Below are 18,865 nucleotides of genomic sequence, written 5' to 3'. Positions count from 1 at the left end.
CCGTGAAGAAGGGGCTCCGTCAGGACTTCGATGCGCGCGCACGAGCGGCGCGCACCGACTTCGAGGCGCAGCTCCGCCAGCGCAAGGCCGACTTCGGCGCGCGCAACGAAGCGCTGACCGCGCGGACCGGGCGCAACCTGCCGGCGGCGATCGGCATCGCGCTCGCGTTCGCGGTCGTGATGCTCGGCACGCTGCTCCTCTGGCCGCCGTCCTTCATGGTCGTCGCGGCGTTCCTGCTGGGCGTCGGCGTCTACGAACTCACGAGCGCGATGCGGTTCGCCGGCCGCGACGTCCCGCGGATCCCGAGCGTCGCCGTCGCGATCGCGATCGTGCCGGCGGCGTTCCTGCTCGGCCAGGTCGCGGCGCTGTTCACCCTGCTCGGCGGCATCGTCCTGATCAGCGTCTGGCGACTCGTCGAGGTCGCCGTCGCGCGGCAGAAGCCCCCGGCTGGCAACGTCGCCCGAGACCTCACGAACGGGCTGTTCGTCCAGGCCTACATCTCGTTGCTCGGCGCGTGCGTCGTGCTGCTCTCCGCCCAGCCGGACGGCAACCTCTGGGTGATCGGGTTCATCCTCGTCGTCGTCGCGGTCGACACCGGTGCGTACGCCACCGGGCTGAACCTCGGCAAGCACCCGATGGCACCCCGCATCAGCCCCAAGAAGACGTGGGAGGGCTTCGCCGGGTCCGTGGCGGCGAGCATCGTCGTCGGCATCCTGGTGGCCGTGTTCATGCTCGGGCTGCCCTGGTGGACCGGTGTCCTGCTCGGTGTGCTCATCTCCGGTTCGGCCACGCTGGGGGACCTGACCGAGTCGATGATCAAGCGCGACCTCGGCATCAAGGACATCTCGTCGTTCCTGCCCGGACACGGCGGCCTGCTCGACCGCATCGACAGCATCCTGCCGTCCGCCGCCGTCGCCTACGTGCTGTACCTCGTCGTCAACCACTGACCACTGACCGCTGTCGGGCCGGGCTGAACGCCGCACTCAGCGCGTCCAGGTTGTGCCACGGTCCGGGACTGGCAGAATGACGCCGTGGCCACCACCTTCCCGACCGCAGCCCGTTCCGCCCTCGGTTACGACGTCGACGAAGTCGAGCGTTTCCTCGAGGACGCCCGGCGCGCGTACTCCGCCGACGACAGCGCCCCCGGCATCGAGGCCGCGAAGATCCGCGCCACGGCGTTCTCGATGCGCAAGGGCGGCTACTCCACGTCGCACGTCGACGCCGCACTCGAGCGACTCGAGGACGCCTTCGCGGCCCGCGAGCGTGAGCGGGAGATGAGCGAGGTCGGCAAGAAGGCCTGGTACGCCGAGGCACGGACGAAGGCCTCCGACGTCGTGGCGCGGCTCGAGCGGCCCGACGGGCAGCGGTTCAGCCGGGTCAGCGTGCTCGGCACCGGCTACCACCCGAAGGACGTCGACGCGTTCGCCGCCCGACTCGCCGGGTACTTCCGCGAGGGCAAGCCGCTCAGCCTCACCGAGGTCCGCTCGATCGTCTTCCGCCCGAAGCACGGCGGGTACCGCGAGGCGCAGGTCGACGCCCTGCTCGACGCCGTCGTCGAAGTGATGCTCGCTGTCCGGTGACGACGCGCTGTCCCCAGGTGCTTCGCTTTCCGTGATCGTTCCGTTACCCTGGTCCTACTCATGGGCAGGCACACGGCAGACTCAAGCTCCGACCGCGATACCCGCGAGCACCTCAGCCTCCAGGCTTCCGGTGAGCGCCGCGCGGCAATGCAGCGAACCCGCACGACGGAGACGTCGGCGTTCGGGGTGACCCCGCAGGCAGCGCCCGCGACGACGGGTCCGGTCGCCACGCCGAAGTCGGTGGCGGCGAACCGCGTCTCCGACGAGCGTGTGGCGTCCTTCGCCCACGATGCCCTGGTCGAGGCCGACCAGCGTCCCGCGAAGCAGCGCACCGCGACGGTGCAGCGCCGTGCGACGCCGAAGCTCGTGAAGCCCACCGCGTCGTCGGTGAACGCCGTCGCCCGCAAGCGCGCGGTCGCCCCGATGATGTCCTTCGTCGGCGTGTTCCTGTTCGTCGGCGGGTCGCTGTTCAACCCGCTGCAGGCCGACGTGGCACAGGCCGCCGTCGACACCCCGGTGCTCGTGAAGACGCCGCCGGCGCCGCAGCAGTACACCGCGCACGGCACCTACGCCGTGGCCGCCGCCGACCGTGACGGCTACGACGTCACCGTCCCGGCCCCGAAGGTCGTCAAGCCCGTCGTCGAAGAGGACGAAGCCGACGCCGACGCCGAGACCACCGACGACAGCGCGGACGCCGCGGCCACCGAGACCCAGCCGGTCTCGGCCGCCAACACGCTCGCCGCCACCGCCGCGACGCCCGACCCGGGCAGCGCGCAGGCGATCGCCCTGCAGCAGGTCACGGCTCGTGGCTGGGGCACCGACCAGTACAACTGCCTGGTCTCGCTGTGGAACAAGGAGTCCGGCTGGCGGGTGAACGCCTACAACCCCAGCGGTGCGTACGGCATCCCGCAGGCCCTCCCCGGCAGCAAGATGGCCACGGCCGGCGCCGACTGGCAGACCAACCCGGCGACACAGATCACCTGGGGTCTCAACTACATCGCCGGCGTCTACGGCACCCCCTGCGGTGCCTGGGGGCACAGCCAGGCCAACAACTGGTACTGATCGGCTGCTCGGGTGCCGCGCAGCAACCGGCCGCGGCGTCCCCGTGGTCGCGACGTCGAGCCTGACGAGGAGACCACCCTCGACCGGCTGATGAGCTCGTGGAAGCGCACCGAGGTCCGCCACGGTCGCGAGTACCAGGTGCAGCCGATCTCGGCCGCGTCGGCGCAGAAGGAGTACATCTGCCCGGGGTGCGGCGGAACCGTCCTGCCCGGCACCGCCCACGTGGTGGTCTGGCGTGCGGACGGCGTGCTCGGCGACGCCGCCGACCTGGCGTCGCGCCGGCACTGGCACAACCACTGCTGGAGCATCGCATGACCGAGCACGACGTGCCGCACGACACCGAGATCCGGTCCGCCACCGTGCTGCCGGCCCGTCGTACCGAGATCGAGCTCGTCACGGACGACCACCTGACGCTCGTCGGTGAGCTCGCCGAGCCGGCCGACGCCCCGGCCCGCGGGACCATCGTGACGCTCCACCCCCTGCCGACCGCGCACGGGTTCATGGACTCGCACGTCCTCAAGAAGGCCGCGGCACGGTTGCCCGCCCTCGCCGACATCGCGGTGCTGCGGTTCAACTTCCGGTCCGTCACGTCCCCGCGCGGCACGTCCGAGGGCGTCTTCGGCGAGGGCGTGTCCGAGGGCTTCGACCTGCGCGCCGCCGTCGCCGAGGTCGTCGACCGCGGCCTGCCGACCCCGTGGCTGGTGGGGTGGTCCTTCGGCACCGAGGTGATCCTCAAGCACGCGCTCGAACACGTCGAGGCCGGCACGGTCGCCGGTGTCGTCCTGCTGTCCCCGCCGCTGCACCGCACCTCGGACGAGGAGCTCGCCCGCTGGGCTGCCGTCGGGGTCCCGGTCGTGGCGCTCGTCCCCGAGCACGACGACTTCCTGCAGCCCGAGGCCGCGGCGGCACGGTTCGCGCTCGCCCCGAACGTCCGGGTCGTGCCCGTCGACGGTGCGAAGCACCTGTGGGTGGGGGAGCGGTACGTGCGGATCGTCCTCGACGCGATCGCCGACCTCGTCGTGCCGGGCAGCGCCCCGCTGCCGACCCACTGGCCCGTCTGAGCACGTCCGTACGACGCCCTGCGGCCCGCCCCCTGCACCAGGTGGGACGGCCTGGAGGCGCGGGTCGCGCCTCCAGGCCGTGCACCGTCAGCGGTCGGTCGCGTCCACGTCGTCGTCAGCGTCCGCAGCGGACGCTGCGGCGGGTGCCGTGCCGAGCAGGCCCGTGGCGTTCGTGAGGACCCCGCGGAGGTTCTCGAGGTAGCCTGCGACGGCTTCGCGTTCGGTGCGGATCGCCGCCAGGCGGTCCTCGGCCTCGGCGATGACGCCGGCGGTGCGCTCCTCGGCGTCGGCGACCATCCGGTGCACGCGGTCCTGCGCGTCGGCGACGATGGTGCGGGCGTGCTCCTGGGCCTCGGCCGTGCTGGTGCGCTCGAGGTCGTCGGCCTCCTGCTGCAGGCGTTCGGCGCGTTCGCGGGCCTCGGTCGCGCGGCGCGTGGCCTCGGCGAGCTGCAGGTTGGCCTCGTCCAGGTACTTCTGCGTCTCGGTCACCGTCTCGTGGTGCTTCCGCAGGTAGTCCTGCTCGGCGTCGTCGCGGCGGGACGCGAGTTCCGACTCGAGCGTCGTGCGGGCCTCGTCGCGCTCCCGGGCGATCTCGGCGCGGACCTCGTCGCGCTCCTTGACCAGGGCGGCGCGTGCGGTGTCGATCTCCTGCCGCAGGGCGGTGCGCTCGGCCTCGAGCACCCCGAGCTCGGCGGTGCGGCGGTCGGCGATCTCGGTGTCGACCTCGGCGTGCTCGCGCTCGCGTCGGGCGGCGATGGCGGTCTCGTGCTCCCGGACGGCACGCTCGGCTGCCGCATCGGCCTCGGCGCGCTCCTGCGCGATCCGGGCGTCGTGCTCCTCGAGCTCCCGGGCGATCCGGTCGGCGGTCTCCTGCACCAGGCGCGCGTTCTCGACGCGGGTCTGCTCCTCGTCGACGCGGAGCTGCGCGTGGGCCGCCTCGATCTCCTGTTCGAGTGAGGTGCGGGCTGCTGCCAGTTCGCGGTCCCACTGGGCGCGGGCCGCGGCGAGTTCCTCGTCGAGCTCGCGGCGGCGGTCCGCGACCTCGGAGTCGAGCTCGGCGCGGCGGCGGGTGACCTCGGACTCGAGTTCGGCGCGACCGGTCTCGAGTGCCAGCGCGTGTGCCTGCTGCTCCTCGTCACGCTCACGGTGCCAGGCGGCACGGCCCTCGGTGACCTCGCGCTCCAGGGCCTCTCGCCGGGTCGTCTCCTCGCGGTCGAGGTCCTCGGTGCGGCGGGCGTGGTCGGCCTCGAAGACGGAACGGCGGTGCTCGGTCTCGCGGTCGAGCTCGGCGGCAGCGGTGCGGGCGTCGGCGGACTCGCGCTGGGCGATCTCGCGCAGCTCGGCGACCTCGTGCTCGACCTGGGCGCGCAGTGCGTTCGTCTCGCGGATGGCGACGGAACGGACCTCGGCGGCCTCGGTCACGGCGGCCCCGCGGATCGCGGCGGCTTCGTTGCGGGCGTCCTGCGTGAGGAGACCGGCCTCGGCGCGGGCACGTTCGACCGTGTCGGCTGCCTCGGCGCGGGCGCGGGTCAGTTCGTTGGTGGCGCGGGTGCGGGCGTCCTCGAGGGTGTCGCGCGCTTCCTCCTGGGCCTCGCGGACGGTGCGCTCGGCTTCGGAACGGCTCGAGGCCCGGAGGCGCTGGGCGTCGATGTCCGCCTGGCTGATGAGGCGGGTCGACTGCTCCTCGGCCACACGCAGGGTGGACTCGAGGCGGGTGCCCAGACCGCTGTACGTGGGGGTGCCGGCTTCGTCGAGCTCGCCCTGCAGTTCGGAGACCCGGGCCTGCAGGAGACGGATCTCCTTCGCGGCGTCGGCGCGGTCGTTGTTCGACTTGATGAGCTCGCGGCGCAGGTCGTTCAGCGAACGCTCCACCTCGTCGCGGCGGTACCCCCGCAGCTCGGTCCCGAACTCGGCCTCGTCGTTCGCCACGTGTCGCTCCTGGGTGCTCGGCGGAGGGCCCGGATCGGCCCGCGGTCGATTGTAGTGGCGGCCGGAGCGGGTCGTCTGAGTCCGGCGACAGCGCGGATTGATGCGCTGTCCAGCGTTGCTCGCTATCCTGAGTCGCTGATTCGCGCGCCGACATCCCCACCCCGGCGCGGTAGGGAGAGAGTTCGTGCGATTCGTCCTGGCGATCGTCAGTTTCGTCATCGGTCTGCTGCTCGTGGCGCTGGCGGTGGGACAGCGGACCGTGTTCGCGCCGCCGTCCTCGCTCGTGGCCGAGAGCTCGACGACCAGTTCCGCCCCGGTGACCGTGATCCCGGGGACGACGCTCAACGCCAACCCCGGCTACCAGCGCATCAACGTGTCCGGCTCCGGCAAGGTCTTCGCGGCCTACGGCAAGACCGCCGACGTCGACGCCTGGATCGGTGACGCCGAGCACACCACGCTCCGCTTCGACGCCGAGAAGGGCTCGCTGGTCGGGTCGACCTCGGGCAGCGAGACCAGCGTCCCGTCGCCGAAGGGCAGCGACCTCTGGTACCAGGAGTACGACGGTGCCGGGCAGTTCACCGTCCGCCTGCCGCAGGACGTCTCGGTCCTCGTCGTGAGCGACGGCAAGGCCGCAGCACCGAGCGACGTGTCCGTCACCTGGCCGCAGGACACCGCGACGCCGGCGGTCGGTCCGCTGCTCGTGGCCGGCGGCGTGTTCGTCCTCGGAGGCCTCGTGCTGCTCGTCCTCGCCTTCCTGCACCAGCGCCGTGGCCGCGGCCCCCGCCGTCGCAGTGGTGGCAGCCGCCCGCCGCGGGTGCGTGCGTCCCGTCGCGCCGCCGCCGCCGGTGCCCAGGTCCCGCGTCGCGGTCGTCGCGGCACGCGCGCCCTCATCGGCGTCCCGGTGCTGCTCGTCGGCGCCCTGACCCTGGCCGGTTGTTCCTCGGACTACTGGCCGCAGGGCGGCGACCCGTCGCTCGCCACACCGACCCCGACGGCCACCGCCACGGGGGCTGCTGAGACCACCGAGCCGACGGCTGCGACCAAGCAGCAGATCACCCGCATCGTGCAGCGGACCGCCGCCGTCGCCAAGCAGGCCGACGGGGCGCGCGACCGTGACCTGGTCCGGACCCGGTTCTCCGGCGCGGCGCTCGACCTCCGTCTGGCGAACTACTCGATCCGCGGCAAAGACTCGGACGTCAAGGCACCGCCGGCGATCTCGGCCGCGCAGGTGTGCGTCGCGCTGCCGCAGCAGACCGACACCTGGCCCCGAACGGTCTTCACGATCGTCGCCGAGGACTGTGACGCCAAGTCGGCACCGCAGGCCCTGACCCTGGTGCAGGACACGGCCCGCGATCCCTACAAGGTGGCGTACGACGTCTCGCTCGAGGCCGACGCGAAGATCCCGAGCCTCGCCCCGACGACGATCGGTGCCGCCCTGCTCGCGCCGGAGTCGAAGCTCCTGACGATCCAGCCCGACCAGGTCGCGACCGCCTACGGCGACATCCTGTCGAAGGACACCGCCAGCGAGTACGCCGACCTGTTCGCGACCGAGGGCGATGCGCTCCGCACCACCATCGGCAAGGCGTACAAGGACAAGAAGGCCAAGGCCCTGCCGGACACGGCGAAGATCGAGTACTCGTCCGAGGTGCCCGCCGACTCCGCCGTCGCGATCGCGACCGACGACGCCGGCGCCCTGGTCTCCGCCGACCTGGACGAGATCGAGAAGGTGACCCCGACCGCGTCGGGCGCCGAGGTGAACACCGAGGGTGCCGTCAAGGCACTGTCCGGCGTGGACACGAGCAAGAAGGGCATCAGCGCGACCTACAGCGTCCAGCTGCTCTTCTACGTGCCGCCGGTCGCCTCGGATGGCAAAGTGGTCCTGCTCGGGTTCACACAGGGCCTGACCGCAGCGAGTGAGGTGCAATGAGCAACATCCCCCCGACCCCGTCCGGGCTCCGCGGAGCCGTGGACCTGTCGTCCCTCGTCGACCGCGCACAGCGGCCGTCCCAGCCGTCCGGTGCTCCGGCGCCGGCGGGTTCCGCCGGCGGAGCCGTTCCCGGCACCGAGGCTGGCACCGCGAACGGTGCCGACCTGACCGTCCCGTCGCTCGTGATCGACGTCACCGACGCGACCTTCCAGGACGTCCTGGAGCTGTCGAACGTCGTCCCGGTCATCGTGGACATCTGGGCCGAGTGGTGCGGGCCGTGCAAGCAGCTCTCGCCGATCCTCGAGCAGCTCACCGCGGAGTACGACGGCCGCGTGGTGCTCGCCAAGGTGGACGCCGACACGAACCCGCAGCTCGTGCAGGCGTTCCAGGCGCAGTCGATCCCGACCGTCGCAGCCGTCATCGGTGGACGCCCGCTCGGGCTCTTCGTCGGGGCACTGCCCGAGGCGCAGGTCCGCGACGTCTACGAGCAGGTGCTCCAGGCTGCCGAGCAGAACGGCGTGGCCGGTCGCGTGACCGTCGCCGGCGCTGCGACCGACGTCGACGCTGAGCAGGGCGAGCCGGAGCCGGAGCCACTCCCGCCGCACCACCAGGCCGCGTACGACGCGATCGAGCAGGGCGACTACGCCACCGCGATCGAGGAGTACAAGACCGCCATCCTGCAGGACCCGCACGACCAGATGGCCGTCGCGGGACTCGCACAGGTGTCGCTGCTCGACCGGCTGAACGGCCGGACGGCCGACGAGATCCGTGCGGCAGCAGCCGCCGGGCCCCAGGACGTCCAGGCACAGCTCGCGGTCGCCGACCTCGACATCTCGGGCGGGCACGTCGACGACGCGTTCGGACGTCTCCTGGACCTGGTGCCGACGGTGTTCGGCGACGACCGTGAGGCCCTGCGCGTCCGGCTCGTCGAGTACTTCGAGCTCATCGGCAGCGAGGACCCGCGCGTCGTCGCGGCGCGTCGCCGCCTGGCGAACGCGCTGTACTAGACCTGCGGGGTCCGTACGGCGAAGAAGACGCCGTCGTCACACCGAGACGCCGCCGAATCCGGCGGCGTCTCGGCGTCTCGGGGGCGTCTCGAGGACACGACGGCGTCCCGAGCACAACCGCTCGCCCGGGACGAGACAGACGGGAGGCCCGGTGCCAGCTGGCACCGGGCCTCCCGTCTGTCGGTCGGTCGCGTCGCGGACGCTGGCCGGGCTACTGGGCGAGCTTCAGCCAGACGGCACCGAGCGGCGGCACCACGAGGTGCGCCGAGGCGGGGCGGCCCGCCCACGGGGTGTCCTCGGCGGTGACGACGCCGAGGTTGCCGACTCCGGAGCCGCCGTACTCGGCAGCATCGGTGTTGAGCACCTCGTGCCACTCGCCGGCGGTCGGCAGCCCGAAGCGACGCTCCACCGGCACGCCGGAGAAGTTCACGAACACCGCGACCCGGTCGTCGCCGTCCTTCCGCAGGAACCCGAGGGTCGAGTGCGGTGCGTCGCCACCCTCGAGCCACTCGAAGCCGTCGGCCGTCGAGTCGTGCGTCCAGAGCGCAGGGGAGTCCTTGTACACGCGGTTGAGCTCCGCGACGAGGTCCTGCACACCGCGGTGGCCGGGCTGGTCGAGGAGCCACCAGTCGAGGCCCTTCGCCTCGGACCACTCGGCGGGCTGGGCGAACTCCTGGCCCATGAAGAGCAGCTGCTTGCCGGGGTGCGCCCACATGAACGCCAGGTACGCACGCACGTTGGCGAGCTTCTGCCACTCGTCGCCGGGCATCTTGCCGTACAGGGAGCCCTTGCCGTGCACGACCTCGTCGTGGCTGATCGGCAGGGTGAACTGCTCGCTGAACGCGTAGACGAACGAGAAGGTGATCTCGTCGTGGTGGTAGCTGCGGTACGCGGGGTCGCGCTGCACGTACTCGAGCGAGTCGTGCATCCAGCCCATGTTCCACTTCTGCCCGAAGCCGAGTCCGCCGGCGCTCGTCGGCTGGGTCACGCCCGGCCACGAGGTGCTCTCCTCGGCGATCATGACGATGCCGGGGTAGCGCTTGTACGCCGTCGCGTTCGTCTCCTGCAGGAACGAGATCGCGTCGAGGTTCTCGCGGCCGCCGTGGATGTTCGGCAGCCAGTCGGTTCGGGAGTAGTCGAGGTACAGCATCGAGGCCACCGCGTCGACCCGCAGACCGTCGATGTGGAACTCCTCGAACCAGTACAGCGCGTTCGCGACCAGGAAGTTGCGCACCTGCGGCTGTCCGAAGTCGAACACGTAGGTGCCCCAGTCGAGCTGCTCGCCGCGGCGCGGGTCCGGGTGCTCGAACAGCGCGTAGCCGTCGAAGCGACCGAGTGCCCATTCGTCCTTCGGGAAGTGCCCGGGAACCCAGTCCATGATCACGCCGATGCCGGCGGAGTGCAGGCGGTCGATCAGGTAGCGCAGGTCGTCCGGCGAACCGAAGCGTGCGGTCGGCGCGTAGTACCCGGTGACCTGGTAGCCCCACGAGCCGCCGAACGGGTGCTCGGCGAGCGGCAGGAACTCCACGTGGGTGAAGCCGGTGTACTCCATGTGCCCGATGAGCTGGTCGGCGACCTCGCGGTACGACAGGCCGGGGCGCCACGAGCCGAGGTGCACCTCGTAGACGCTCATCGGGGCGTCGTGCGTGGTGGTCTGTGCGCGGCGCTCCATCCAAGCGGCGTCGCCCTCGGACCACGTGTACGTGGACTCGGTGACGACGGAGGCCGTGGCGGGCGCGATCTCGGCCTCGCGGGCGAAGGGGTCGGCCCGCTCCACCCAGCCGGAGTCGGTGAGGATCTGGAACTTGTAGCGCTGCCCGACGACGGCGCCGGGCCAGAACAGCTCCCAGACGCCGAGGTCGCTCAGACGGCGCATCGCGGTGGTGCGGCCTTCCCAGCCCTCGAAGTCACCGATCACGCGGACGGCGGTCGCCCGGGGTGCCCAGACGGCGAACGCGACACCGTCGACACCGTCGACCGTGCGGGCGTGTGCGCCGAGGTGGTGCCAGAGCTGCTCGTCACGGCCCTCGCCGAACAGGTGCAGGTCGAGCTCGCCGAGCGTCGGGGCGAACCGGTACGCGTCGTCGGTGGTCCAGGTGGCGTCGTCCTCGTCCGTGGACTCGTCGTAGTCGTACTCCGACTCGACGCGGTAGCGACCGAGGGTCTCGGCAGTGGCGCCGGCCCAGAGCCCGTCACCCTCGTGCGTGAGTTCGATGTCGTCGCCGTCGGGGCGCACGAGGCGCACCGCGCGGGCCAGGTGCCGGACGACGCGGACGCTGGTGCCACCGTCGACCGGGTGCGGGCCGAGCACGTCGTGCGGCTGGGACCAGCGGCCCTCGGCCACCTGCAGACGCAGCCAGTCCTCGATCGGAGCCGGACGCGGATCCGCGGCCGTGCCGGTGGCGGCAGCGGTGGCCGGAGCCGAGGCAGCAGCCGACGCCGGAGCAGCGGCGCTGGGGGCGACCGGCGCGTCGACGGAGGCCGGACGGACCACGGGTGCAGCGCCGCCGGTCGGGGCCGTCGGGGCGTCCGACGATGCCGCGGCTGCCACGGACGGCTGCCGCGGGTGCGTCGGGTCGGCGGGGTGCCCGGCGAGCGTGGCGGACTCCGCCACGCCGCGGTCAGGCGCCTCGCGCTGCGCCGGCGGAGCGCCGGGCAGGTCCTCGTCGGGCGCGGACACCTTCGGCTCGTACCGCGGCACGGCCGGCGGCGGAGGCGGCACCGGCGGGACCGCCGGTCCGCGCTTCGTGGGGTCGGTCGGTTCGGGGGTCATCGGTGGGGTCCTTCCACGACGAGCAGGTGCACGGGCTCCTGGAACGCGTCCAGGCGGACGTAGTTCGACGCGCCCCAGGTCCAGCGCTGACCGGTCACGACGTCACGGACGTCGAACAGGCCCTCGGTCGGCAGACCGAGTGCGGCGAGGTCCAGGTGCACGGTGGTCTCACGGGCGGAGTGCGGGTCGACGTTGGCGACCACGATCACGGTGTCGGGGCGCCCTGACCGGATGTACTCGCCCGACAGGTGCTTCGAGTAGACGACGATCGCCGGGTCGTCGGCGGCGTGCACGTGCAGGTTCCGCAGCTGTCGCAGCGCGGGGTGCGCCGCACGCAGGCGGTTGAGCATCGTCACGTACGGCGCCAGGGACGCACCCTCGGCCTCGGCCAGGGCGAAGTCGCGCGGCTTGTACTCGTACTTCTCGTTGTCGATGTTCTCTTCCGAGCCCGGACGGGCGACGTCCTCGAACAGCTCGTACCCGGCGTACATGCCCCACGTCGGCGCGCCGGTGGCGGCGAGTGCCGCGCGCACCTTGTAGCCGGCACGGCCGCCGAACTGCAGGTACTCGGTGAGGATGTCGGGCGTGTTCACGAAGAGGTTCGGGCGCAGGTAGTCGCTCGTCTCGTGCGAGAGCTCCGTGAAGTAGTCCTCGATCTCGTCCTTGGTGTTGCGCCAGGTGAAGTACGAGTACGACTGCTGGAACCCGGCCTCGGCGAGCGCGCGCATCATCGCCGGGCGGGTGAACGCCTCGGCGAGGAAGACGGTGTCGGGGTGCTCGTCGCGGATCTCACGGATGACGCGTTCCCAGAACCAGAGCGGCTTGGTGTGCGGGTTGTCGACGCGGAAGATGCGGATGCCGAAGGCGATCCAGTGGCGCAGGACACGCTCGACCTCGGTGACCAGGCCCTCGGGGTCGGTGTCGAACTGGATCGGGTAGATGTCCTGGTAGCGCTTCGGCGGGTTCTCGGCGGTCGCGATGGATCCGTCGGCACGCTGCGTGAACCACTCCGGGTGCTGCGTGACCCAGGGGTGGTCGGGGGAGCACTGCAGCGCGAAGTCGAGCGCGACCTCCATGCCGGTGTTCTTCGCCGTCTCGACGAAGTCGCGGAAGTCGTCCTCGGTGCCGAGGTCGGGGTGGATCGCGTCGTGCCCGCCCTCGGGGGAGCCGATCGCCCAGGGGCTGCCGGGGTCGTTCGGCCCGGGCGTGAGCGTGTTGTTCGGCCCCTTGCGGGCGGTGGTGCCGATGGGGTGGATCGGCGGCAGGTAGATGACGTCGAAGCCCATCCGGGCGACGGCGGGCAGACGGCGGGCAGCGGTGCGGAAGTCGCCGCTCTTCCAGGAGCCGTCGGGGTTCTTCTTCGCGCCTTCGGAGCGGGGGAAGAACTCGTACCAGGCGCCGACGCCGGCGCGGGTGCGTTCGACGTCGAGCAGCTGGGTGGCGGAGTGGGTCCGGAGCGAGGTGAGCGGGGCTTCCTCGACCTCGGCGACGATCCGCGGGTCGTCGACGGCGGCCAGGCGCTCGGCCGGGTCGAGGTCGGTGTCGCGGACGCGTGCGGCGGCACGGGTGGCGGCGGGGGAGTCGGTCTCCTCGGCCAGCCGGTCGAGCAGCACGGCACCGTCGAGCAGGGTCGCCTCGGTGTCGACGCCGGCCGCGATCTTCAGGCGTGCGCCGTGGAGCCAGCTCGCCCAGTCGTCGGAGTACGACTCGACGTGCCACGTCCAGACGCCGACGTGGTCGACCTGCACCGTGGCTTCGTAGCGGTCGGTGCCGGGGGCACCGAGGGTCATGGGGACGGTGCGGGTTCCACCGTCTGGGCGTTCGAGGACGAGGTCGGCGCCGATGATGCCGTGTCCTTCTCGGAAGACGGTTGCACCGAACGTGATCACCTCGCCGTCGAATGCCTTGCCGGGGAAGCCGTTCGGCGTCCTCGGGGCGAGCTCGGTGATCGGGATGCGCCCGATCTTCGGGCGGCGGGGTCGGTCTGCGGTGGCCACGGAAGCGACGCTACCCGGCGAGCGGCTCCGCGTTCCCCGGAATCGGCCCGCTGTGGAGGGCCGGGCGCGCCGTGGAGCCTGTTGAGGACCGGACGGGAGGCCCGTGGCGGGGCCGCCACGGGCCTCCCGTCCGCCACCCGGTCGCGACGCCGGGCCGCACCCGCCTGCTCGGCGCTACGCCACCTCGAACAGGTGGATGCCGGGACCGTAGGCGGTGAAGACCTGCCCGGCGGGACGGAGGCGCTCGTGGTCGCGGTGCTTCTCGCTCGACCAGGCCAGGCGGTACCCGAGGACGTCCTCGCGCACCGGCAGGGTCAGGTCGCGGGTGCGGCCGCTGCCGTGCACGACCACCAGGACGCGGTCGAAGGGCTCGTGCTCCGGCGTCGACTCGACGAAGTACTGCAGGGCGCGGTGCACCGGCTGGTCCCAGCCCTCGATCGTCATCGGGTGCCCGTCCGGCCCGTACCAGGACATCCGCGAGGCCCCGGGGGTCTCCTGCCCCTCGACGCCGAAGCGTGTGGGGCGGAGCGACGGGTGCGCCTGCCGGAACCGGGCCAGCGCGGCGACGGCCTCGGTCATCGTCTCGGCGTCCTCGTCGTCGGACCAGTCCACCGGGGTCAGGTCGTCGGACACCACGTAGGCGTTGTTGTTGCCGTGCTGCGTGCGGCTCCGCTCGTCGCCGGCGGTGAGCATCGGCACCCCGGCGGAGAGCATCAGGGTCGCCACCAGGTTGCGCATCGACCGGCCGCGCGCGGCGCGGACCCCGCGGTCGGCGGTGTCACCCTCGATGCCGTGGTTGAACGAGCGGTTGTCGTTCGAGCCGTCGCGGTTGTCCTCGCCGTTGGCCTCGTTGTGCTTGCCGTCGTACGACACCAGGTCGAGCAGGGTGAAGCCGTCGTGCGCGGTGACGAAGTTGACGCTCGCCAGCGGGCCGCGGTCGGCGCCGAAGACGTGACGCGACCCGGTCAGGGCTCCGGCGAGCGCACCGATCCCGGTCTGCGGCAGGCCGGTGCGGCGCTCCTCGGCGATGTCGGTGAGCCAGAACTGGCGGACCGTGTTGCGGAACCCGTCGTTCCACTCGCTCGTGCGGTGGCCGGCCGCGCCGAACGCACCGGTCTTCCAGCCGTCCGGGCCGACGTCCCACGGCTCGGCGATCACCAGGGTGTCCTGCAGGTCCGGGTGGTTCCGGATGCGCTCGAGCAGCGGGTGCGACGGGTCGAACCGGTGCTCGCCGTCGCGGGCCAGGGCGGCCATCAGGTCGAAGCGGAACCCGTCGACCTGGACCTCGCGCGCCCAGTACACCAGGCTGTCGACGATGAGGTCCGCCGTCGCCTCGACCGAGGTGTCGAGCGTGTTCCCGCACCCGGTGGTGTCGTAGTAGGTGTCCCGGCGGGGCGGGTCGGTCCGCGCCCAGCGGTAGCGGTTCGCACCGTCGATGCCGCGCAGGCTCGTCGTCGGACCACCCAGGCCCTCTTCCGCGGTGTGGTTGTAGACGACGTCGAGGACGACCTGGATGCCGGCCTCGTGCAGCAGCCGGACCATGCCCTTGAACTCGCGCAGGACGGCGTCGGCGCCCTCCTGCTGCGCCGGCGCCGAGGCGTGGGCGGCGTGCGGGGCGAAGAACCCGAGCGTGTTGTAGCCCCAGGCGTTCTGCCGGCCGGCATCGCGGAGCCACCGCTCGGTGTCGAACGCCTGCACGGGCAGCAACTCGAGCGTCGTGACGCCGATGCGGTGCAGGTGCGCGATCGTGCTCTCGTGGGCGACCCCGGCGTACGTGCCGCGCAGGTGCTCCGGCAGGTGCGGGTTCGCGGCCGTCAGGGTGCGGACGTTCGCCTCGTAGACGACGGCACGGTCGAGCGGGACCTGCGGCTTCACGACGCCGCCCCAGTCGAACGCGTCGTCGACGACCACGCTGGTCCAGCGGGGGCCGGACGCCTCGTTGTCGCCGGTCGGCAGGATGCCCCGCGCGTACGGGTCGAGCAACGGACGCGTCGGGTCGAACTCGTGCCGCGGCCCCACCGGCCCGTCCACGAGCAGGTGGTAGCGGTCGCCGGGCACGACCCCGGGGACCTCGCCGGTCCACACGTCGGTGTCCGGCACCCGCTCGAGCGCGTACCGTGTCGGCCGCGCGTCGGAGGGGTCGGCTCCGTCGGCGCTCCCCGCGCTTGCCACGACCAGGACGACGTCCGTCGCCGTCGCGGACCGCAGGGTGAACCGGGGGACGGTCCCGCCCAGGGAGAACCCCGGTGTCAGGTCGATCGCTGTCTCGTGCACGCGACAAGGGTACGAGGACCGGCGCGTATCCTGGACACTGCTCGATCCAGGGGGTGCATTTGTCGGTCTACCTCGACCACGCCGCGACGACGCCGATCCTGCCGGAGGCGCTCGCCGCCTTCACCGATGCCCTGGGCACCGTCGGCAACCCGTCGTCCATCCACAGCGCCGGTCAGCGCGCCAAGATGCTGCTCGAGGACGGCCGCGCCGCCGTCGCCCGCTCACTCGACGCCGATCCGGTGGAGGTCGTGTTCACCTCCGGCGGCACCGAGAGCATCAACCTCGCCGTGAAGGGCCTGTTCTGGGCTCGCCAGCGCGACCGCCAGCGGCCCCGCATCGTCGTCCCGGGCGGCGAGCACCACGCCACCGTCGACACCCTGACCTGGCTGGAGACGCACGAGGGTGCCGTCATCGACGTGGTCCCGTTGGACGCGCAGGGTCGCGTCGACCTCGCCGGACTGGAGGCGCGACTCGCCGACGCCTCGGACGTCGCCCTGGTCACGTTCCTGTGGGCGAACAACGAGGTGGGCACCATCCAGCCCGTGTCACGGATCGTCGAGCTCGCGCACGCCGCCGGCGTGCCCGTGCACAGCGACGCGGTCGCCGCCTACGGGCAGGTGCCGGTGTCGTTCGCCGGGTCCGGCCTCGACGCCCTCAGCGTCTCCGCGCACAAGATCGGCGGGCCCGTCGGCATCGGCGCACTCGTGCTCGGGCGGAAGGCCACCGTCGAACCCCTCATCCACGGCGGTGGGCAGCAGCGGCAGGTGCGGAGCGGCACGCAGGACGCCCCGGCGGCTGCGGCCTTCGGTGTCGCGGCCAGCGCGGTCGTCGCCGAGCCGATGCCGCACCCGTCGCTCGTCGCCCTGCGGGACCGCCTGGTCGCCGGGGTCCGTGCGGCCGTGCCGTCTGCGGTGCTGATGGGGGACCCGGTCGACCGGCTGCCCGGCAACGCGCACTTCACGTTCCCCGGGTGTGAGGGCGATTCGCTCCTGTTCCTGCTCGACGCCGCCGGGGTCGCGGTGTCGACCGGATCGGCGTGCCAGGCCGGTGTGCCCGAGGCGTCGCACGTGCTGCTCGCGATGGGACTGTCGGAGCAGGACGCCCGTGGTGCGCTCCGGATCACGCTCGGCCACACGACGACGGATGCCGACGTCGACGCGTTCCTGACGGCACTGCCCGATGCGGTCGCTCGGGCCGGTGCCGCGGGGATGGCGTCGCGGGAGCCGCTGCTCGGGCGGTAGTGGTTGACTCCGGGCATGCTTCGATCGTCCGCCGTGTGGGTCGTCTTCGCCCTGCTCGGCATCGTGTTCTTCGGGGTCTCGGTCGCGCTGTTCACCCACCCGGGATCGCGGCCCTTCGGGTTCGTCACCCTCGTCTGCGCGGTCGTCGTCCTGGTCAGTGCCCAGGTGGGACACCGGCGATCTCGGCTGCGACGCTGACGCCGCCCATGACAGCCGGCATCCCGGAACCTCGAACGCCGCACACTCGGGGGACGGGCGCCACGCACGACGTCGAGGGCGGCCCCGGATGGCGAATCCGGTCCGCCGATCTCCGTCCGGTCATCACCGACCTCGCTGCGTTCCGCGCAGGATCGGCAGACGACCCCCTCCGTGAGGAGATCGAGTTGCTGTGGACCGGCAAGGCGGGTGATGCGCTTCGTCGCCTCGAACGGGTCGCCTCGACGCAGCGTGTCCGAGCATTGCGGGCCGACTGCCACCGTGACCTCGGTGACACCCGCACCGCTGTGCGCGAGTACGACCTCCTCGTCGCCGAGTGCATCGGCACGACTCGCGAGGCCGTGATGCGGCAACACCGAGGCAAGGCGCTGCTCGCAGCCGGGAGCGTCGACCGTGCCGTCGAGGACTTCACACTCGCCGTCGCACTCAGACGGGCCAGTGATCCGGTGCTCCTCGCGTCGGCTGAGCAGGCACTGGCGGTCGCGCGGTCTCGGCCAGGTGGCGGCACTGCGGAAGTGCTCACCGGGAGCGACGAGGTGGACGCACGTCCGCCGGTAGCCTGAGCCCGTGACCACTCCGAAACCACAGGGCAGTGCCGACCTGCGCTGGGAGAGCTGACCGTGGTCACGAGTGGCGCTGAGCACCGTCCGCGGAACGGCACCCGGCGGGACAGCCGCTGGGCCGTCCCGATCCGTCGGGTCTTCCCCTGGTGGTACCTCGGCGGTGCGGTGGCGACGCTGGCGATCCTGATCCTGGTCGATCCCGGCGGCAGCCAGGCCACGGTGGCGTTCTGGGGGCCGATGATCGGGATCACGATCCAGGACCGCGAGCGAGCTGCGCGTGCTCGACTGGACCGCGGCCTCCCGGTCGACCGACGGTCGCTCCTGTCGCCTCCGTGGCTCGAACCGACCTGCGCGGTGTTGCTCACCGGCGTGGCTGTCGGACTCGGCATGCTCATCAACGCGCTCTTCGGGCACGGCACGTCCGTCACGACGTGGGTCGGGGCGGGGGTGTTCCTCGGGAGCGCCGCGTCCTTGGTCGGTCTCCTGCTGGTCCTGAGGAGCCGACGCCGCCGACGGTCGAGCGGTGCGGGCGGCCAGCCGGACGACGTCAGCTGACGGGGCGCTCCGAGAGGAACCGCCCGGCTCGTCGGTACTGCACGGCCAGTTGCACGAGCCCGAGCACCACCGCGAACGACGCGACGAGCTCGATCAGCTTGATGGGCAGACTGTCCGTGCTCACCGCCGTCGAGGCGGCGAACAGCATCACGGCGCCGAAGATCGGCAGGATCCCGAGCGTGGCTCGACGGTTCTGCGCGGCCACCGCGGCGACGATGTCCGCGTGCTCGTCGTCGATCGGCTCCTTGCCGGCGATCTGACGCCGCACCGACCGCTGCTCCGCGCGGGAGAGCGGGCTGCTCACCGATCGCCAGCGCGTGACGTAGTGACCGGAGCGGTAGGCCCACACGAAACCGACGATGCCGACGACCAGCCCGAGCAGCAACAGCACGAGTTGGACGAGCAGCTGCACGCCACCGTCGCCACTCGCGTGGTTGCTCCCGGTGGCCGGCACCAGCACCAGTGCCAGGACCACCCCGACCGCCCACGACACCAGGACGAGTGCCCCCGCCCACACGAACACGCGGGTCCGGCGGCGGCGGAGCCCGTCGTCACTCTGGCCGTCGGCGAGCCGGGCGGCGGCTGCCCACCGCTCGGCTCCGGCTGGGTCGGTTGCGGGGCTGGTCATCGTTCGGGTCCTGACGTCGAGAGTCTCTCGACTCTACGGGTCACGGTCGGTG

General features: G+C 72.1%; 16 protein-coding genes. 11 read left to right on the top strand and 5 right to left on the bottom strand.

Annotated elements, in window-relative coordinates; genetic code table 11:
* The first annotated feature begins 2 nt into the window (after positions 1 to 2).
* The 5 genes from DEJ11_RS11070 to DEJ11_RS11050 all read left to right on the top strand — a co-directional run bounded on the left by DEJ11_RS11070 (position 3) and on the right by DEJ11_RS11050 (position 3,703).
* Positions 3 to 947, top strand: coding sequence for a phosphatidate cytidylyltransferase (locus DEJ11_RS11070; RefSeq protein ID WP_111038634.1), 945 nt, complete (start codon positions 3 to 5; stop codon positions 945 to 947).
* A gap of 84 nt (positions 948 to 1,031) precedes the next feature.
* Positions 1,032 to 1,580 carry a DivIVA domain-containing protein gene (locus DEJ11_RS11065; RefSeq protein ID WP_071406375.1) on the top strand — a complete coding sequence of 183 codons (549 nt, stop codon included), beginning with the start codon at positions 1,032 to 1,034 and terminating at the stop codon, positions 1,578 to 1,580.
* 147 nt (positions 1,581 to 1,727) lie between these two features.
* A complete protein-coding gene (locus DEJ11_RS11060) occupies positions 1,728 to 2,642 on the top strand; it encodes an aggregation-promoting factor C-terminal-like domain-containing protein (RefSeq protein ID WP_245166192.1) in 915 nt (304 codons plus the stop codon).
* A 12-nt stretch (positions 2,643 to 2,654) separates the two neighbouring features.
* Complete coding sequence (locus DEJ11_RS11055) at positions 2,655 to 2,957, top strand: Rv1322 family protein (protein WP_111103455.1); 303 nt, start codon at positions 2,655 to 2,657, stop codon at positions 2,955 to 2,957.
* The gene (locus DEJ11_RS11050; protein ID WP_111103454.1) at positions 2,954 to 3,703 is read left to right on the top strand and encodes an alpha/beta hydrolase; all 750 of its coding nucleotides are present in this window, start codon (positions 2,954 to 2,956) and stop codon (positions 3,701 to 3,703) included. The genes DEJ11_RS11055 and DEJ11_RS11050 overlap by 4 nt, the downstream gene beginning before the upstream one ends.
* Positions 3,704 to 3,790: 87 nt before the next feature.
* Here the strand turns inward: DEJ11_RS11050 and DEJ11_RS11045 are convergent, their stop codons facing one another.
* Positions 3,791 to 5,632 (bottom strand): coiled-coil domain-containing protein, encoded by a 1,842-nt coding sequence (locus tag DEJ11_RS11045; protein WP_181440821.1) that lies wholly within the window; start codon positions 5,630 to 5,632, stop codon positions 3,791 to 3,793.
* 184 nt (positions 5,633 to 5,816) lie between these two features.
* On the opposite strand from DEJ11_RS11045, the gene DEJ11_RS11040 reads away from it, so the two are divergent.
* Positions 5,817 to 7,559, top strand: a complete 1,743-nt coding sequence (locus DEJ11_RS11040) for a DUF8094 domain-containing protein (protein WP_111054720.1) — start codon at positions 5,817 to 5,819, stop codon at positions 7,557 to 7,559.
* The gene (locus DEJ11_RS11035) at positions 7,556 to 8,566 is read left to right on the top strand and encodes a tetratricopeptide repeat protein (RefSeq protein ID WP_111103453.1); all 1,011 of its coding nucleotides are present in this window, start codon (positions 7,556 to 7,558) and stop codon (positions 8,564 to 8,566) included. The genes DEJ11_RS11040 and DEJ11_RS11035 overlap by 4 nt, the downstream gene beginning before the upstream one ends.
* 211 nt (positions 8,567 to 8,777) lie before the next feature.
* Here the strand turns inward: DEJ11_RS11035 and glgB are convergent, their stop codons facing one another.
* The 3 genes from glgB to DEJ11_RS11020 all read right to left on the bottom strand — a co-directional run bounded on the left by glgB (position 8,778) and on the right by DEJ11_RS11020 (position 15,610).
* The gene (gene glgB / locus DEJ11_RS11030) at positions 8,778 to 11,339 is read right to left on the bottom strand and encodes a 1,4-alpha-glucan branching protein GlgB (RefSeq protein WP_111103451.1); all 2,562 of its coding nucleotides are present in this window, start codon (positions 11,337 to 11,339) and stop codon (positions 8,778 to 8,780) included.
* Complete coding sequence (locus DEJ11_RS11025; protein WP_171907870.1) at positions 11,336 to 13,336, bottom strand: alpha-1,4-glucan--maltose-1-phosphate maltosyltransferase; 2,001 nt, start codon at positions 13,334 to 13,336, stop codon at positions 11,336 to 11,338. The genes glgB and DEJ11_RS11025 overlap by 4 nt, the downstream gene beginning before the upstream one ends.
* Before the next feature lie 174 nt (positions 13,337 to 13,510).
* On the bottom strand, positions 13,511 to 15,610 hold the full coding sequence (locus tag DEJ11_RS11020) for a glycogen debranching protein (protein WP_111103449.1): 2,100 nt from the start codon (positions 15,608 to 15,610) through the stop codon (positions 13,511 to 13,513).
* Between the two features lie 59 nt (positions 15,611 to 15,669).
* Here DEJ11_RS11020 and DEJ11_RS11015 point away from each other — a divergent pair, with 59 nt between their 5' ends.
* Genes DEJ11_RS11015 through DEJ11_RS11000 form a run of 4 tightly spaced genes read left to right on the top strand, consistent with a single transcriptional unit; the run spans position 15,670 to position 18,185 of the window.
* Positions 15,670 to 16,851, top strand: a complete 1,182-nt coding sequence (locus DEJ11_RS11015; protein WP_111029170.1) for a cysteine desulfurase family protein — start codon at positions 15,670 to 15,672, stop codon at positions 16,849 to 16,851.
* A gap of 15 nt (positions 16,852 to 16,866) precedes the next feature.
* Complete coding sequence (locus DEJ11_RS11010; protein WP_111038571.1) at positions 16,867 to 17,049, top strand: hypothetical protein; 183 nt, start codon at positions 16,867 to 16,869, stop codon at positions 17,047 to 17,049.
* Between the two features lie 8 nt (positions 17,050 to 17,057).
* Entirely contained in the window at positions 17,058 to 17,630 is a 573-nt protein-coding gene (locus DEJ11_RS11005) for a hypothetical protein (protein WP_111103447.1), read from the top strand.
* A gap of 57 nt (positions 17,631 to 17,687) precedes the next feature.
* Complete coding sequence (locus DEJ11_RS11000) at positions 17,688 to 18,185, top strand: hypothetical protein (protein ID WP_111103446.1); 498 nt, start codon at positions 17,688 to 17,690, stop codon at positions 18,183 to 18,185.
* On the opposite strand, the gene DEJ11_RS10995 is transcribed toward DEJ11_RS11000, so the two are convergent.
* Positions 18,178 to 18,813 carry a hypothetical protein gene (locus DEJ11_RS10995; protein ID WP_111103445.1) on the bottom strand — a complete coding sequence of 212 codons (636 nt, stop codon included), beginning with the start codon at positions 18,811 to 18,813 and terminating at the stop codon, positions 18,178 to 18,180. The genes DEJ11_RS11000 and DEJ11_RS10995 overlap by 8 nt on opposite strands.
* Positions 18,814 to 18,865: the final 52 nt, after the last annotated feature.

It is taken from the genome of Curtobacterium sp. MCLR17_058, assembly GCF_003234705.2.
GTDB classification, from domain to species: Bacteria; Actinomycetota; Actinomycetes; order Actinomycetales; family Microbacteriaceae; genus Curtobacterium; species Curtobacterium flaccumfaciens.
Note: the sequence above shows the minus strand (reverse complement) of the source record. Positions and strands in the feature narration are given on the sequence as shown.